The 13,776-nt window shown below is 73.8% G+C and carries 14 protein-coding genes; 8 read left to right on the forward strand and 6 right to left on the reverse strand.

The window, feature by feature from the left end:
• The first annotated feature begins 39 nt into the window (after positions 1–39).
• Complete coding sequence (locus ACIOC0_RS14335) at positions 40–330, forward strand: hypothetical protein (RefSeq protein WP_402155316.1); 291 nt, start codon at positions 40–42, stop codon at positions 328–330.
• A gap of 67 nt (positions 331–397) precedes the next feature.
• Here ACIOC0_RS14335 and ACIOC0_RS14340 read toward each other — a convergent pair whose 3' ends face one another.
• On the reverse strand, positions 398–2,020 hold the full coding sequence (locus ACIOC0_RS14340) for a FadD3 family acyl-CoA ligase (protein ID WP_402155317.1): 1,623 nt from the start codon (positions 2,018–2,020) through the stop codon (positions 398–400).
• A 96-nt stretch (positions 2,021–2,116) separates the two neighbouring features.
• On the opposite strand from ACIOC0_RS14340, the gene ACIOC0_RS14345 reads away from it, so the two are divergent.
• Genes ACIOC0_RS14345 through ACIOC0_RS14355 form a run of 3 tightly spaced genes read left to right on the forward strand, consistent with a single transcriptional unit; the run spans position 2,117 to position 4,471 of the window.
• Positions 2,117–3,274 carry a lipid-transfer protein gene (locus tag ACIOC0_RS14345; RefSeq protein WP_402155318.1) on the forward strand — a complete coding sequence of 386 codons (1,158 nt, stop codon included), beginning with the start codon at positions 2,117–2,119 and terminating at the stop codon, positions 3,272–3,274.
• A 10-nt stretch (positions 3,275–3,284) separates the two neighbouring features.
• The gene (locus tag ACIOC0_RS14350) at positions 3,285–3,701 is read left to right on the forward strand and encodes a Zn-ribbon domain-containing OB-fold protein (protein WP_402155319.1); all 417 of its coding nucleotides are present in this window, start codon (positions 3,285–3,287) and stop codon (positions 3,699–3,701) included.
• Positions 3,698–4,471, forward strand: a complete 774-nt coding sequence (locus ACIOC0_RS14355; protein ID WP_402155320.1) for an enoyl-CoA hydratase/isomerase family protein — start codon at positions 3,698–3,700, stop codon at positions 4,469–4,471. Before ACIOC0_RS14350 ends, ACIOC0_RS14355 begins: the two co-directional genes overlap by 4 nt.
• A 10-nt stretch (positions 4,472–4,481) precedes the next feature.
• Here the strand turns inward: ACIOC0_RS14355 and ACIOC0_RS14360 are convergent, their stop codons facing one another.
• On the reverse strand, positions 4,482–6,815 hold the full coding sequence (locus ACIOC0_RS14360; RefSeq protein ID WP_402155321.1) for a PQQ-binding-like beta-propeller repeat protein: 2,334 nt from the start codon (positions 6,813–6,815) through the stop codon (positions 4,482–4,484).
• 204 nt (positions 6,816–7,019) lie between these two features.
• The gene (locus ACIOC0_RS14365; protein WP_402155322.1) at positions 7,020–7,763 is read right to left on the reverse strand and encodes a VOC family protein; all 744 of its coding nucleotides are present in this window, start codon (positions 7,761–7,763) and stop codon (positions 7,020–7,022) included.
• Between the two features lie 122 nt (positions 7,764–7,885).
• On the opposite strand from ACIOC0_RS14365, the gene ACIOC0_RS14370 reads away from it, so the two are divergent.
• Complete coding sequence (locus ACIOC0_RS14370; protein WP_402155323.1) at positions 7,886–8,533, forward strand: TetR family transcriptional regulator; 648 nt, start codon at positions 7,886–7,888, stop codon at positions 8,531–8,533.
• Between the two features lie 165 nt (positions 8,534–8,698).
• Here the strand turns inward: ACIOC0_RS14370 and ACIOC0_RS14375 are convergent, their stop codons facing one another.
• Entirely contained in the window at positions 8,699–9,151 is a 453-nt protein-coding gene (locus ACIOC0_RS14375) for an Lrp/AsnC family transcriptional regulator (protein WP_130442156.1), read from the reverse strand.
• An 82-nt stretch (positions 9,152–9,233) separates the two neighbouring features.
• Between ACIOC0_RS14375 and ACIOC0_RS14380 the strand changes: the two genes are divergently transcribed.
• Positions 9,234–9,851 carry a LysE family translocator gene (locus tag ACIOC0_RS14380; protein ID WP_402155324.1) on the forward strand — a complete coding sequence of 206 codons (618 nt, stop codon included), beginning with the start codon at positions 9,234–9,236 and terminating at the stop codon, positions 9,849–9,851.
• Positions 9,852–9,858: 7 nt separating this feature from the next.
• On the opposite strand, the gene ACIOC0_RS14385 is transcribed toward ACIOC0_RS14380, so the two are convergent.
• Together ACIOC0_RS14385 and ACIOC0_RS14390 are read right to left on the reverse strand one after the other, a co-directional pair.
• On the reverse strand, positions 9,859–10,347 hold the full coding sequence (locus tag ACIOC0_RS14385; protein ID WP_402155325.1) for a nitroreductase/quinone reductase family protein: 489 nt from the start codon (positions 10,345–10,347) through the stop codon (positions 9,859–9,861).
• Positions 10,344–11,564: an acyl-CoA dehydrogenase family protein gene (locus tag ACIOC0_RS14390; protein ID WP_402155326.1), complete on the reverse strand. Its 1,221-nt coding sequence runs from the start codon at positions 11,562–11,564 to the stop codon at positions 10,344–10,346. Before ACIOC0_RS14390 ends, ACIOC0_RS14385 begins: the two co-directional genes overlap by 4 nt.
• A 150-nt stretch (positions 11,565–11,714) precedes the next feature.
• Here ACIOC0_RS14390 and ACIOC0_RS14395 point away from each other — a divergent pair, with 150 nt between their 5' ends.
• Both ACIOC0_RS14395 and ACIOC0_RS14400 read left to right on the forward strand, forming a co-directional pair.
• Complete coding sequence (locus ACIOC0_RS14395) at positions 11,715–12,890, forward strand: thiolase C-terminal domain-containing protein (protein ID WP_402155327.1); 1,176 nt, start codon at positions 11,715–11,717, stop codon at positions 12,888–12,890.
• 57 nt (positions 12,891–12,947) lie between these two features.
• Entirely contained in the window at positions 12,948–13,646 is a 699-nt protein-coding gene (locus ACIOC0_RS14400) for a pyridoxal 5'-phosphate synthase (protein WP_402155328.1), read from the forward strand.
• Positions 13,647–13,776 lie beyond the last annotated feature (130 nt).

A 13,776-nucleotide genomic window follows, 5' to 3' on the forward strand; every position in this document is an offset into this window, starting at 1 on the left:
GGCTTCACGGACCTCGTCCCGTCCTTTAGGAGCCACATCATGAGCGAGCAGCACAACAGCGAGGCACAGGCCGCCGCCAAGCCGGCGGAGAACCACGCCACGGGCGAGAAGCCGGCCGTCACCACGCTGGAGAACCACGCCACGGGTGGCGTCGCCGACGTCCGCACGATGGAGAACCACGCCACCGGCGGCGTCGCCGACGTGCGCACCCTTGAGAACCACGCCACCGGCGGGGTCGCAGACGTCCGCACCCTTGAGAACCACGCCACCGGCGGGGTCGCAGACGTCCGCACGATGGAGAACCACGCCACCTCTGAGCGCGCCGAGTAGGCACCTCGACGGGGGAGTTCGGCCGCGGTGGCGGGGAGGGGACGCCACCGCGGCCGACGTGTGTCCGTCAGAGCTTCCGAACGGGCGTCCGGGCGCCCTCCCGCAGCTCCCCCTTGACCACCTTCCCGCTCGCGTTGCGCGGCAGTTCCCGTACGAACTCGACCGCTCTGGGCACCTTGTAGTTCGCCATCTCCCTGCGGGACCAGGCGATCAGGTCGTCGGCGGTCAGCGGTGCGCCGGGGCGGCGGACCACGTAGGCCTTGCCCACCTCGCCGAGGCGGGCGTCCGGGACGCCGATCACCGCCACGTCGGCCACATCGGGGTGCAGGCCCAAAAGTTGCTCGATCTCCGCCGGATAGGCGTTGAAGCCGCCGACGATGAACATGTCCTTGATGCGGTCGGTGATGCGCAGGTTGCCCCCGGCGTCCAGGACGCCCACGTCACCGGTGCGCAGCCAGCCGTCCTCGTCCAGCACCTCCGCCGTGGCCGCCGCGTCCTCGTAGTAGCCGCGCATGACGTTGAAGCCGCGGACCAGGACCTCCCCGGGGACCCCGGGGCCGAGCACCGCGCCCTCGGCGGAGACCACCCGCACCTGGGTGCCGGGGATCGCCCGGCCGGACGTCGAGGCGATCACCGCCGGCTCGTCGCCCCGGCGGCACATCGTGACGATGCCGCTCGCCTCGGACAGGCCGTACGCCGTGAGCACGGTGGACACGCCCAGCTCGCCCCGTAGCCGTTCCACCAGCCGCAGCGGCACCACCGCCGCGCCGGTCACCACCAGGCGCAGCGTGGAGAGGTCGTAGGCGTCCCGGGACGGGTGGTCCAGGAGGGACTGGTGGAGGGTCGGCGGGCCGGGCAGCACCGACACCCGCTCGGACGCGACGTTCGCCAGCACCGTCTCCACGTTGAACACCGGCTGCGGGATCATCGTCGCGCCCCGCGTCAGACAGGCGATGACGCCCGCCTTGTAGCCGAAGGTGTGGAAGAAGGGGTTCACGACGAGGTAGCGGTCGCCCCGGCGCAGTCCGGCCAGGTCGGACCAGATGTCGTACGCCCGCAGCGTCTGCCCGTGGGTGATCACCGCGCCCTTGGGGCGGCCGGTCGTGCCGGAGGTGAAGACGATGTCCGAGGGCCAGTGACCGGCCACCGCCCCCGCCCTCGACCGGACCTCGGCCGCGCCCACCCCCTCCCCGCCCGCCAGGAAGTCCTTCCAGGCGCGGAAGCCGACGGGCGCGTCCTGGGACAGCACCACCACCTCGCGCAGCGCGGGCAGCCCGGGCAGCGGCCCCTCCCCCGGCCCCTCACCGGCCGCCCGCCGAAGCGACGCCACGTACGAGGTCCCGAGGAAAGTGCCGGTCACGAACAGCAGTCGCGCGCCGCTGCGCCGGAGCACATCGGCCGCCTCGCCGCCCTTGAACCGCGTGTTCAGCGGGACGAGGACCGCGCCCGCCGACACCGCTCCGAGCGCCGCGACCATCCAGTCCAGGGAGTTGGGCGCCCAGATCGCCACCCGGTCGCCCGGCTCCACCCCGTTCGCCAGGCAGGCCGCCGCCGCACACTCCACGCGGGCGCCCAGCCCGGCGTAGGAGACGCGCGTGCGGCCCTCCACCACCGCCTCGGTGTCCGCGAACCGCACGGCGGCCCACCGGACCAGCTCCGGGATCGTCTCCCACTCCACGTCACGGCCCATGACGCCTCCCCGGCACAGTAGCTGACTGACCGTCAGATTAGCTGTAACCTGACGACCTGTCAGCTCCGTCCGTCCCTGTCGCGGAGGTGTGCGCGCATGCCCGGAGCACCAGGAATCAAGGACGCCACCGCCGTCGTCGGCATCGGCCAGACGCCCTTCGCCAAGCGCCTCCCCGAGGACGAGAAGACGCTCGCCTGCCGCGCCGTCCTCGCAGCTCTCGACGACGCCGGGATCGCCCCCGGCGAGGTCGACGCGCTCGCCTCCTACACCATGGAGGAGACCGACGAGGTGGAGCTCGCGAAGGCCGTCGGCTTCGGGGACCTCACCTACTTCTCCCGCGTCCCCTACGGCGGCGGTGGCTCCTGCGCCACCGTCGCCCACCTCGCCGCCGCCATCGCCGCCGGCCAGGCGACGGTCGGGGTCGCGTGGCGGTCGCGGAAGCGGGGCAGCGGGCCCCGGCCGTGGACCGACACCGCCGTCCAGCTCCCCACGCCCGCCCAGTGGACGCGGCCCTACGGGCTGCTGCGGCCCGTCGACGAGATCGCCATGCTCGCCCGCCGTTACATGCACGAGTACGGCGCGACCCGCGACCACCTCTTCAACGTCGCCCTGGCCTGCCGCAACCGCGCCAACCAGAACCCCGCCGCGATCATGTACGAGCGGCCCCTCACCCGGGAGTCGTACATGACCGCCCGGTGGATCAGCGAGCCCTTGTGCCTCTACGACAACTGCCTGGAGACGGACGGTGCGTTGGCGTGCGTGGTGGTGAGCCGTGAGCGCGCCCAGGACTGCCGGCAGCGGCCCGTGTACGTGCACTCCGCCGCCCAGGGGCTGCCCGCCCAGCACCACGGCATGGTCAACTACTGGAACGACGACCCGCTCACCGGCCCCGCCTGGGCCGCCGCCCGACACCTGTGGAAACACGCCGACTTCACCCCGCAGGACGTCGATGTCGCCCAGATCTACGACGCGTTCACCCCGCTCGTCCCGCTGTCCCTGGAGGGGTACGGCTTCTGCGGCCGGGGCGAGGGCGGCGCGTTCACCGAGGGCGGCGCGCTGGAGACCGGCGGACGGCTGCCCGTCAACACCGGCGGGGGCGGGCTGTCGGAGGCGTACGTCCACGGCTTCAACCTCATCAACGAGGGCGTCAAGCAGCTCCGCGGGACCAGCACCGCCCAGGTCCCCGGCGCCGCCACCTGCCTCGTCACCGCGGGCGAGGGGGTCCCGACCTCCGCGCTGCTGCTCAGGAACTGAGGAGTCCGAGATGCTCGAACCGGTCGTCGACACCGACGGCGCCCCCTTCTGGGCCCACGCCGCCCGCGGCGAACTGCGCGTCCAGGCCTGCGCGGACTGCGGCGAGCCCCGCTTCCCGCCCCGCCCCTGCTGCCCGCACTGCCAGTCCTTCGCGAGCGCATGGCGGCGCACCGACGGACGCGGGCGCCTGTGGTCGTTCGTCGTCCCGCACCCGCCGCTGCTGCCCGACTACGCCGCCCACGCCCCGTACAACGTCGTCCTGGTGGAGCTGGCCGAGGCGCCGAGGATCCGGCTGGTCGGCAACCTGGTGACCGAACCCGGAGCGCCGCTGGACTCGTTCGACCCGGCCCGGCTGCGCATCGGCGCCCGGGTGCGGGCCGTCTTCCCCGAGGGCGGCCTGCCCCAGTGGGTCCTGGAGCGGCCGTGAGCGTGCGGCTGTCCCGCGACGCGGACACCGGCGTCGCCGTCGTCACCCTCGACCGGCCGGACCGGCTCAACGCCATCGATCTCGACATGGCCGGGCGGCTGCGCGAGGTGTGGCGGGAGCTGCGGTTCGACGACTCGGTGCGCGCGGTCGTCCTCACGGGCGCGGGCCGGCGGGCGTTCTGCACCGGCATCGACCGGGACGCCGTCGTGCCCCAGCCCGCCTCGCCCTACATGCAGGACGATCCGCTGCTCACCGTCGGCCCGAAGGCCAACGACCTGTGGAAGCCGGTCCTCGGCGCGGTGGAGGGCATGGCGTGCGGCGGCGCGTTCTACCTGCTCGGCGAGTGCGAGTTCCTCGTCGCCGGCGCCGACGCGGTCTTCTTCGACCCGCACACCACGTACGGGATGGTCAGCGCGTACGAGTCGGCACTGATGGCGCAGCGGATGCCGTACGGGGAGGTCGCCCGGATGACGCTCATGGGCGCCGTCGAACGCCTCTCCGCGCGCCGCGCCCACGACATCGGCCTGGTCTCCGAACTCACCGAGCCCGGCCAGGCGTTGCCCACGACGCTGACCCACGCCGCCACCCTCGCCGGCCTGCCGCCCACCGCCGTCCAGGGCACGGTGAGGGCCCTCTGGGCGACCCGGGCCCCGTCCCGTGCCGCGGCCTTCGCCGAGGCCCCCCACCTCATCACCCTGGGCAACCTGCCCCCGGAGCGTCAGGCGGAGCTGTTCACGGGCCGCCGGGCCGAGGGGTACCGGGTGCGGTGAGCGGGCCGGGTCAGGTCGTTCGCGCCGTGCCGGTGCCCTTCTCCGCGTCCAGGGCGTAGACGCAGCGGTCTTTGCTGCAGGCGTAGACGACTCCGTCGCGGACGACGGGGGAGCCGGTGATCTCGCCGCCGGTGGCGAGTTTCCAGCGCAGGCGGCCGTCGTCGGCCTTGAGGGTGTACAGGAGGTGGTCGGTGGAGCCGAAGTGGATGCGGCCCTCGGCGACCGCGGGGGCGCCCACGATGTCGCCGCCCGCCTGGAAGCGCCACTTGGGCGTGCCGGTGACCGCGTCGAGGGTGTAGAGGCCCTTGCCGCTGCCGACGTGGACGTGGCCGCCGGCGACCAGCACCGGGTCGATGGAGGAGCGCGCTTCGGTGGCGATGCGCCAGCGGTCGCGGCCGTCGGCGGCGTCGAGGGCGTAGACCGTGCCGAGGTAGTCGGCGAGGTACACGCCGCCGCCGGTCACCGCGGGGCCGGACACGAACGTGGGCGGGGAGAGGAAGACCGCCGGGGCCTCGAAGTGCCAGCGCACCATCCCGCTCGCCACGTCGACGGCGAGGACGCGGGTGCCGGCGGAGAGGTAGACGTGGCCGTCGGGGGCGGCCGTGACGCGGACGGGGACGCCGCCGCAGGACGCCATGTCGCCGACGGGGTACGACCAGCGCTCGTCGCCCGTGCGGGCGTCCAGGGCGCGCAGCCGGGCGTCCTGCCAGACGTAGACGGTGCCGTCGTGCAGGGCGGGGCCGGCCTCCGGTGACTCGAAGTCGGTCTGGCAGCCGGTCACCTCCCACAGCTTCTGGCCGGTGGAGGCCTCCCAGGCCTGGACGCCGCCGCCGCGGGTGCCGGTGACGACGGTGCCCCGTTCGGCCTTCAGGCAGTACACCCAGCCGTCCGTCGGCAGCCGCCACAGGTCGGTGCCCTCACGGGCGTCGAGGGCGAACAGGGTGGGGCCGTCGGAGGCGTGGACGCGGCCGTCGGCGACCGCCGTCGACCAGGCCACGTCCCGCGTCTTGAAGCGCCGCCGCCCCGTCGCCACGTCCAGCGCGTGCACCTCGAAGGAGGTGACGTAGACGAGGTCGTCGGCGACGGACGGGGTGCCCCACACATCGTTCGACATGCGGAAACGCCAGGGACGCCAGCCGGCCGGGGTCTCCGGCGGCGCGGACGGGGCGGCCGGCAGGGCGGCCGGGTCGGCGCCGTTGACGCCGGGGCGGGGCCGCGACCAGGAGGCGACCAGGCCGGGCTCGGGCAGGGGCGCCTTGACGGCGGCGGTGGCACGGACGTCGGCGACGCGCGGCCCGGGGCCGATCGGCACGGCGGCGCCCGGCAGCCGGACCGGGCCGGTGCCGGGGGCGGCCGTCGCGGGGCGGGAGAGGACGACCGGGTCGTGCGGGGGCGGCGGCGGGGGCGGCAGGGCCGGCCGGGCGGGGCTGGGCGCCGGTTTCGCCGGGCGGCCGCCGCGGCGCGTCTCGATGAGGGCGACCGCCTTCTCGGGCAGCCACGCCGACGCCGTGCCGCTGTCGTCGGATCCCGAGCCGAAGAGATGCGGGGCGAGCTGGGCCTGGAGGTCGGCGGGGTTGGGGCGGCCCGTGGCGTCCATCTGCATACAGGAGTCGATCAGCGGGCGCAGCTCGTCCGGGAGTCCGTCGAGGTCGGGCTCCTCGCGCAGCAGCATGAAGACCGTCTCGACCGGGTTCGCCCCGTGGAACGGCGGGTGCCCGGTGGCCGCGAAGACCAGCATGGAGCCGAGCGAGAACACATCGCTCGCGCCGGTGACGCTGCGTGAGTCCTTCGCCTGCTCGGGGGACATGTACGCGGGCGTGCCGACCGCCACGTTCGTCATCGTCAAACGTGTGTTCGACACTCCGGAGGCGATCCCGAAGTCGATCACCCGGGGGCCGTCCTCGACGACGAGGACGTTGGACGGCTTCAGGTCCCGGTGCACGAGTCCGGCGCCGTGGATGGACTGCAGCGCCTCGGCGACGCCCGCGGCCAGCCAGCGCACCGCCTGGGCCGGCAGCGGCCCGCACTCGTTCACTATCTCCTCGAGGGAGGGCGCGGGAACGTAGGCGGTGGCCAGCCAGGGCACGGCAGCGCGCGGATCGGCGTCGACGACGGCGGCCGTGTAGAAGCCGGAGACCGCCCGCGCCGCCTCCACCTCGCGCGTGAAACGCACGCGGAAGAGCTGGTCCTCGGCGAGCTCGGTCCGGACCGTCTTGATCGCCACGCGCCGGCCCGAGGCCGACCGCGCGAGATAGACCAGCCCCATGCCGCCGGCCCCCAGCCGTCCCAGCACCTCGAACGGCCCGATCCGCCGCGGATCGTGCTGCGTCAGCTGATCCACCACTTGCCTGCCACCTCCCCGTACGAGCCACGCCACCCGTGTGTGTACGCGACCCCGTGCAGCCCATTTGTGTACGCGGCCCCGTGCAGCGTCTCACCACCGCACCGCCGTGGCGGCACGCACCCCGATTCTTCCTGGCCCGGCCACCGGTTGCGAACCCGGCGACAAACGGGGTGTCCAACGCCATTCCGGGGCAAAAGCTACAGCTCAGCGCTCCAGAACCGCGAACGACGCCCCTTGATTGTCGGTGACGACGGCCACCGTTCCGTACGAAGCTGTGAACGGCCCCGCCTGCACCCGGCCGCCGAGCCGGGTCACCGCGCCGAGAGCCGCCTCGCAGTCCTCCACGCCGAAGTGGACGAGGAAGTGCGGCGGCATCATCTCGGGGAACACGTCGGTGACCGGCGCCCGCCCGAAGTCGGGTTCCGCGCCGGACCCGAACAACGCCTCGTGGAAGAGGTGCCCGTAGAAGGTGTTGGCCGTCCCGGTGTCACGGGCGTACAGCTGCGCCCAGGCGAACGCGCCGGGCCGGCGCCGGACACCGAACCCTCGGTGGACGCCGGGCTGCCACAGGCCGAAGACTGCGCCCTCCGGGTCGGCGGCGAGGGCGGCCCGGCCCAGGCCGTCGACCGGGTAGGGCGCCATGATCACCTGCCCGCCGGCCGCCTGCACCCGGCGGACGGTGGCCCCGGCGTCCGGCGTCGCGAAGTACACCGTCCACACAGTGGGCATACGGCCGTCCGTCTTGTGCGCGAGACCGGCGACGGGCTCGCCGTCCAGCCGGGCCCACACGGTGGCGCCGTACGCCGTACCGGGCTCCTGGAACCCCCACCCGAACAGCTCACCGTAGAACCGCTTGCCCGCGCCCACGTCGGGAAGCTGCGCGTCCACCCAGCAGGGGACGCCCTCCGTGACGCCCGCCGCGTCCACCGATGCCCTGTTTTCGGCCATGCTGCCAAACTAACCGCGCCGTCCGCGGGCCGCAGACCAGGCACACCCGCCCCCGCACCCCCTCGCACCCCATTTGCAGTCGGCCGAATAGCGCTCCGATCACCCCTCGGTAAGCTGACGGCATGACAGGACAAGTGCGTACCGTCGACGGCCGCGTGGCCGGTCGGCGCGGGCAGGCGACGCGGCAGAAGCTGCTCGACTGCCTCAGCGAGATGCTCAGCTCCTCCCCCTACCGGGACGTCAAGGTCATCGACGTCGCCCGGAGGGCGGGCACTTCGCCCGCGACGTTCTACCAGTACTTCCCCGACGTCGAGGGCGCCGTCCTCGAGATCGCCGAGCAAGTGGCCGCCGAGGGAGCCGGGTTGACCGAGCTGCTCGAAGGACGGTCCTGGGTCGGCAAGGCGGGCTGGCAGACGGCCCAGGAACTCGTCGACGGCTTCCTGGAGTTCTGGCGGAAGAACGACGCCATCCTGCGCGTCGTCGACCTCGGTGCGGCCGAAGGCGACAAACGCTTCTACAAACTGCGTATGAAGATCCTCAACTCGGTGAACAACTCCCTTTCGGACGCCGTCGCCGAGTTGCAGGCCAAGGGGCGAGTCGACAAGGACGTGAACCCGGCCGCGATCGCGGGTTCGATCGTCGCGATGCTCGCGGCGGTCGCCTCGCACCAGAAGGGTTTCCAGAGCTGGGGCGTCAAGCAGGCCGAACTCAAGCCGAACCTGGCCCTGTTGGTGCACCTGGGCATCACCGGCAAGAAGCCGACGAAGTAGCGCCCTTGTAGCACTCCCGCATCGATGCCCCGAGTCCTGTCACGCAGGCGGTGGTCCACCCCGGTGGGCCACCGCCTGCGGCCGTGTGAGGAGGATGTGCGGTCCTGTGCGGTCCTCACCGGCGCCCGGCTCGAAGGTGTGCGAAAGTGCGCGCGGGCGCCTTGTTCACGCCGGCAGCGGGCGGTCCTTCACGACGTGCTTCATCACGAGCGTGGACGTCAGCCGCTGCACCCCCGGCAGGGTCGCCAGCCGCTCGTCGTACAGCCGCTGGAAGGCCGCGAGGTCGGCGGTGGCCACCCGGAGCAGGTAGTCCGGCTCGCCGAACAGCCGCTGCGCGTCCAGGACGTGTTCCACCTCGCCGACGGCCCGCTCGAACTCGGCGACGGTGTCCCGGTCCTCCTGCCGCATCGAGACGAAGACCAGCGCCTCGAAGCTCAGCCCCACCGCGGCCGGCTCCACCACCGCGCGGTACCGGCTGATCGCCCCCGACCGCTCCAGCTCCCGCAGCCGCCGGTGGCAGGGCGAGACGCTCAGCCGCACCCGCGCGGCCAGCTCCGTCACGGTCAGCCGCCCATCCTGCTGCAGCTCGGCAAGAATCTTCCGGTCGACGTCGTCCATGGGGCAGATCTTTCTTCAAGCACGCGCTTGCTGGGAAAACAACGGAAACACCTTCGCCCGTATCGCCACTATTGTCCCCTGCATGGACTCGGGAATCCTGCTCTCCTTCCTCCTCGTCGACCTGCTGCTGGTGTGCGTGCCGGGCGCGGACTGGGCGTACGTGATCGCCGCCGGGCTGCGCGGCCGCTCGGTCGCCGCCGCCGTGGGCGGCCTGGTCGGCGGCTACGCCCTGCACACCGCTCTGGCCGCAGCGGGCCTGGCGGTGCTGGTGGCGGGCTCGCCGGCGCTGCTCACCGCGCTGACGGTCGCGGGCGCGGGCTACCTCGTGTGGCTGGGGTGGAGCGTGCTGCGCCGGCCCGCGGTGCCGGAGGCGGGAGAAGCACCCGCCACTGAGGGCGGACGGCGGGTCTTCCTGCGCGGGGCGGCGATCAGCGGCCTGAATCCCAAGGGCCTGCTGCTCTACCTGTCGGTGCTGCCCCAGTTCCTCGTCACCCGGGACGCGGCCCTGCCGGTGCCGGCGCAGACCGCGGTCCTCGGAGTCCTGCACATGGCGTGCTGCGCCGCCGTCTACCTGACGGTGGGCGTCCTGGCCCGCACACTGCTCGGGGCCCGCCCGGCCGCAGCCCGCGCGGTCACCCGCACCTCGGGGGCGGCGATGCTGGGGATCGGGGCGTTCCTGCTGCTCCAGCACGCCTTCTGAGCACCCCCTACGGGGCGCCCGGGACGTCCCTGAGGGTGATCCGGAAGAGGCGGATCTCGCGTTCCACCCGCGCCTGGTACGTCGCGTACGGCGGCCAGAACGCCAGCGCCGCCCGCCAGGCCGCCGCCCGCTCCTCCCCCGTCAGCAGGCGGGCCGTCACGGGGAGGTCGGCGCCCTTGAAGCTGATCTCGGCGTCGGGGTGGGCGAGGAGGTTGGCGGTCCAGGCGGGGTGGCCGGGCCTGCCGAAGTTGGAGCCGACCAGCAGCCAGCTCCGGCCGCCCTCCTCGGGCACGCAGGCGAGGGGCGTCCGGCGGGGCCGCCCGCTGCGCGCGCCGGTGGCGGTGAGGACGACCCCGGGCAGCATCTGCGCGCTGAGCAGCACCTTTCCCCGGGTGAGCCGGTGGACGGCACGGTCCAGGGCGGGAATGACATGGGGCGCGACCTTGGCGAAGGCCGGGGCCGAGGACATCTTCTGCACGAGACGTACGCCGATCACGCCGTCACCTCCGTTCGCCCGAAGACGCGGGCCTCTTCGGCGGCGCGGGCGCGCAGCCGGTGCGCCGGGCCGAAGAGCAGGTCGTCGCCCGCGGCCCGCTTGAAGTAAAGGTGGGCGTCGTGCTCCCAGGTGAAACCGATGCCGCCGTGCAGCTGGACGGCTTCCGCGGCGGCGCTGCGCTGGGCCTTGAGGGCCTGGGCCAGGGCGAGCCCGCCGACCCGCTCGCCCCGGGGCGTCGCCCAGGCGGCGTAGTAGGCGGCGGAGCGGGCGGCCTGGACCTGGACGTGGACGTCGGCCAGGCGGTGCTGGACGGCCTGGAAGGAGCCGACGGCCCGGCCGAACTGCTCGCGCTGCCCGACGTACTCGACGGTGCGCTCCAGCGCGCGGCCGGCGGCCCCGGCGGCCTCGCAGGCGAGGACGGCGGCGGCCTGGTCGCCGAGCCGCAGGAGGGCCCGCAGCACCTGCTCCCCGTCTCCGTCTCCCAGTAACTCCGCTTCCACGTCACGCAGTTGGACGCGCCCCAGCGGCCGGGTCGCGTCCAGCGCGGTCTGCCGGGTGCGGACGAGGCCGGGGGCGTCCCCGGGGACGAGGAAGAGGAGGGTGCGGGAGCGGACGTATCCGCCCGTGCGGGCGGCGACGAGCAGCAGGCCGGCGCTGTGCCCGTCGAGGATCTGCGCCGCCTCCCCGTACAGCCGCCAGCCCGCGCCGCCGTCCCGTCCGCCGCCGTCCCGGCCGCTTGCCGTCCGGCGGGCCTGGACGCCGCCCGCGCGTCCGCCGCCGGCCCAGTCGCCGTCGTTGCCGCCGGTCAGCCCGAGGGCGGTGGCCAGGGCGGGGCCGGGGACGGCGAGGGCGGCGGTGAGGTCGCCGGAGGCGAGACGCGGGAGGAGGGCGGCCCGCTGGGCGTCGTCGCCGAGGGCGAGGATCAGCGGGGCGGTGAGGACGGAGGTGGCGAGGAGCGGGGAGGGGGCGAGGGCACGGCCGGTCTCCTCGCAGGCGAGCGCGAGGTCGGTGACCGGGCAGCCGACGCCGCCGTACTCCTCCGGGAGGGCGAGGCCGGGCAGGCCGAGCTGGTCGGCGAGGGCGGCCCACAGGGCGGGGTCGTGGCCGGCGGGGGCATCGAGGGCGGCCCGCAGCTCATGGGGGCCGCAGCGTTTGCAGAGCAGTTCCCGCAGGGTGCGGCGGATCTCGTCCTGTTCGGCGGTGAAGCTGGGGTCCATGGGCGGCACTCCCCTCCGGAACGCCCCCTCCGGACGCCCCTGTCCGGACCGCTCCGGATTTGACGGAGCGTCATATTAGGGCGGGCGGCCGGGGATGCCCAGAGCGACGACGCCTGCCCTGACGTACGTTTCTGATGTACCGTCAGATTCATGGTGACCGTCAGCTCTCGCAGGGTCGCCGTGGTCGGCGCGGCCCTCTCCGACTGCGGCCGGGTGGACGACGCGACCCCGTACGCCCTGCACGCCCAGGCGGCCCGCCGCGCGCTCGCGGACGCGGGACTGGACCGCGCCCACGTCGACGGCTTCGCCTCCGCGGGCCTCGGCGCCCTCGCGCCCGTCGAGGTGGCCGACTACCTGGGCCTGCGGCCCACCTGGGTCGACTCCACCTCCGTCGGCGGCTCCACCTGGGAGGTCATGGCCGCCCATGCCGCCGACGCGATCGCGACCGGGCACGCGAACGCCGTCCTGCTCGCCTACGGCTCCACCGCCCGCGCCGACATCCGGGCGGGCCGGCGGACCGGCACGTTCGCGTTCGGCACCCGCGGCCCGCTCCAGTTCGAAGTCCCCTACGGCCACACCCTGATCGCCAAGTACGCGATGGCCGCGCGCCGCCACATGCTGGAACACGGCACGACCATCGAGCAGTTGGCCGAAGTCGCCGTCCAGGCCCGCGCCAACGCGGCCCTCAACCCCGACGCGATGTTCCGCACCCCGGTCTCCGTGGACGACGTCCTGTCCGGCCCGATGATCGCCGACCCGTTCACCAAGCTGCACTGCTGCCTGCGCTCCGACGGGGGCGCGGCGGTCCTGCTGGCCGCCGAGGAGTACGTACGGGACTGCCGCACCGCCCCCGTCTGGATCCTCGGCGCCGGCGAGCACGTCTCGCACGCGAGCATGACGGAGTGGGACGACTTCACCGTCTCCCCGGCGGCGGTCAGCGGGCGACTCGCCTTCGAGCGGGCCGGGGTGGGGCCGGCGGAGATGGACTTCGCGCAGATCTACGACGCGTTCACCTACATGACGCTGGTGACCCTGGAGGACCTCGGTTTCTGCGGGAAGGGCGAGGGCGGGGCGTTCGTGGAGAAGGGCCGGCTCAGGGTCGAGGGCGGGGAGCTGCCGGTCAACACCGACGGCGGCGGCCTGTCGGCCCAGCACCCGGGGATGCGCGGTCTGTTCCTGCTGGTGGAGGCGGTACGGCAGCTGCGCGGCGAGGCGGGGGCGCGGCAGGTGCGCGGGCGGGACGGCGGCCTGCCCCGCCTGGGCGTGGCCTCGGGGACCGGCGGATGGTTCTGCTCCTCGGGGACGGTGGTCCTGGGCCGGGAGTGAGAACCGGCCCGGCCCGGACGCGCACCCCTTCGGTAGCGCACGGGCGATACTCGCGGCATGGCAACGGATCTTCACGAGCTGCTGAGGTCGCTGCGGGTGTGGGACCCGGAGGTGACCGAGCTGCCGGCCTTCGACCCCGGGGCGGCGCCCGCCGATCCGCTCACGCTGTTCACGACGTGGTTCGGCGAGGTGGCGGCGGCGGGCGAGCGGGAGCCGCACACCATGACCCTCTCGACCGTCGACGAGGAGGGACTGCCGGACGCCCGGATCGTCATGCTGCACGGCGCCGACGCCGACGGCTGGTCCTTCGCCAGTCACGCGACGAGCAGGAAGGGCCGCTCCCTCGCCGCCCGCCCCTGCGCGGCGCTCACCTTCTACTGGCCCGTCCTGGGCCGTCAGGTCCGGCTGCGCGGCCCGGTCGCGGCGTCGCCCTCCGCCGAGTCCCAGGCGGATCTGCACGCCCGCTCGACGGGTGCGCTGGCCGCCGCGCTGACGGGCCGGCAGAGCGAGGTCCTGGCGTCGCCCGAGGAGCTGGCGAGAGAGTCGGAGGCGGCCTGGGAGCGGGCCCGCCGTGAGCCGGACGCCCCCTCGCCGACCTGGACGCTGTACCGGCTGCGGCCCGCGGAGGCGGAGTTCTTCCAGGGGGACGCGCGTCGGCGGCACCTGCGGCTCAGGTACCGGCGGGAGGGCGCGGCCCAGGAGGGTGACACGGGCCGCGAGGACGCGTCCTGGGTCAGGGAACTGCTGTGGCCTTGACCACAAGAGACGATCAATGTCCACGGATGTTCCAGTTTGTCTGATCACGGTCAGATAAAAACCACTCCCCGCTCGTAGCGGTCGCCCTGACGACGCGTAAAGATTCACTTCTGGCTGTCGTCCGCCGCGT

Source organism: Streptomyces sp. NPDC088254 (genome assembly GCF_044740925.1).
Classification (GTDB): Bacteria; Actinomycetota; Actinomycetes; order Streptomycetales; family Streptomycetaceae; genus Streptomyces.